Genomic DNA, 1316 nt, shown 5'->3' with positions numbered 1-1316 from the left:
TTGCCTTCCGGGCGCAGGTTCTCGATGCGCTTTCAAGGCGCACTCGAAAATTGTTGATGGAAATTGGAACTGAGGTCCGGCCGGCTGCCGGGTGCATAAACGGAAAAAGGAAATAAACCGCTTGCGAAGGTGGTTAGCTGTTACCTAACGCGAACGGCAGGTCGCTGCGAAGTCACAAGACCCTTCCAACAATATTCCAGCGCAATTGACCAACTGTCATCACGGCCGGCTCGTAACCATCCGCCAACAGAAAGACACAGATCGCACTCCCCCTGTCAGGATCGTCAATATCTTCATGCTCAATCCGTACAACTAAGCCAGATGTCGTGAGATACAGTGCGTCTGATGGGTATTGCTCCCGCCACCATGCCCTTTCCTCATTGGTAGCGGGCTTGAACATTTCATTCATCGTTTTGCGCGGCGGGAACGGATTGCCTGGGGCCACGACAACGACTTCATCACCAGCCAATGCCCTCAGTGCTTCGATATGGTGGCGGATTTCAGCTTGAGTATCCCGAACCTCATGGGTGACGACCACGGCCGGGAGAGCGGCGACTGCCGCAGGGGCAACGAGTGCTGCGCCGATGAACGGGATGGCGCCCAAAATATTGCGGCGTGTGGAGCTCAGGTCTTGCATGATCCTCTCCTATGCTGCGAGTTGGGATTGAGCGCCGGGTGCGGTTGAACCGCCCGGCTCGGCAGCGGTCAGGCTGCAAATGGCATCCACATAGGCGTATGTTGCGCTGTCATTCGGCAGGGCCTCAGCAAAGCCCTCCAGGGCGCTTGCGATGCAGTGGGCCATATTCACGTCACCATTGATCAGGTCAGTGCCGTCCACCGCCTCTGCAAGCGCCTTAACGCCGGCAACAAAAAGAGCGGCAGCCTTGTCGATAGCGCTCATGTCGCCATCGGCGGCGCCGGGGTAGTACTGGAAGCTGCGCGCATGCTTGACCCTGTAAGTATGGACAGCGTCGTTATAGGCGCGGGTAAGCGACATTTGAGTGCGGGCGCTTGAAGCGCTAGGCACAGGGGTGCTAATGGGCTGAGTAGCCATGGCATGATCCTCATACGATCTGTTGCGGTTAGGGCCGGCGGGAGGTGCGAACTCTCTCCGGCCTGATCAACGTAACATGTTGCGTAAAATGCGCAACGTCTATTTTGCATAAATCAAGAAATGTTGCGTATTTTACGCATCTCATGTATGTGTGCTTTATGATCATTACACCAGCACAATGCCGCGCAGCACGCGGCCTCCTTAATCTCAATCAAGGGGATCTGGCCGACTTAAGTAAGGTAAGCCTTAGGACGGTTGTGAA

At 55.7% G+C, this 1316-nt stretch carries 2 protein-coding genes; both read right to left on the bottom strand.

From position 1 onward, the window contains the following. Positions 1–172: 172 nt before the first annotated feature. Entirely contained in the window at positions 173–637 is a 465-nt protein-coding gene (locus tag B060_RS0123545; RefSeq protein ID WP_018084233.1) for a hypothetical protein, read from the bottom strand. A gap of 9 nt (positions 638–646) precedes the next feature. Continuing rightward, positions 647–997 carry a hypothetical protein gene (locus B060_RS0123540; RefSeq protein ID WP_018084232.1) on the bottom strand — a complete coding sequence of 117 codons (351 nt, stop codon included), beginning with the start codon at positions 995–997 and terminating at the stop codon, positions 647–649. Positions 998–1316: the final 319 nt, after the last annotated feature.

The organism is Asticcacaulis benevestitus DSM 16100 = ATCC BAA-896 (assembly GCF_000376105.1).
GTDB classification, from domain to species: Bacteria; Pseudomonadota; Alphaproteobacteria; order Caulobacterales; family Caulobacteraceae; genus Asticcacaulis; species Asticcacaulis benevestitus.
This window is presented reverse-complemented; position numbering and strand designations above follow the sequence as displayed.